Source organism: Polaromonas sp. P1_G2 (assembly GCF_056405515.1).
On sequence record NZ_JBFUBY010001333.1, the window covers coordinates 1 to 421 of the forward strand.

Consider the following 421-nt stretch of genomic DNA (forward strand, 5'->3'; position numbering starts at 1 on the left):
ACCTTATGGTTACTTACTAGAAAGCTCGATGGCTCCTCCGCTCCTCTTCGTCTCCTTCATGCCGGCTTGAGATGCGAATTCCGCCTGCCGCCCTCCATCCAGGCGCGGCAGAATAATACAACACTTTTTATTTAATCGGATTTTGATTATCCTGCAATGGAAAGTTCAGCGAAGGCATGGCCATGAATCTGCGCATGGAGGGCGAAAGCACCCTCCCCGGCACCAATCTCCTGCAAACCCGGGCGCTCAATCGCCGCGCCGTGTTCGACGCGGTGCGCCGCAGCCCCGGCCCGGTCACGCGGGCGGAGCTCGCCCAGGCGATCGGACTGACCGTGCAGGCCGTGTCCAACATCGCCGCCGAGCTCGAAGGCGCCGGCCTCATCCGCCAGCAGGGCCGGCGCGTCGGCCAGCGCGGCCAGCC

At 63.2% G+C, this 421-nt stretch carries 1 protein-coding gene; it reads left to right on the forward strand.

The window, feature by feature from the left end; all coding sequences use genetic code 11:
* Positions 1–182 precede the first annotated feature (182 nt).
* A partial coding sequence (locus tag AC1D0P_RS30420) for a MarR family transcriptional regulator (RefSeq protein WP_477680137.1) occupies positions 183–421 on the forward strand: 239 nt, incomplete at its 3' end.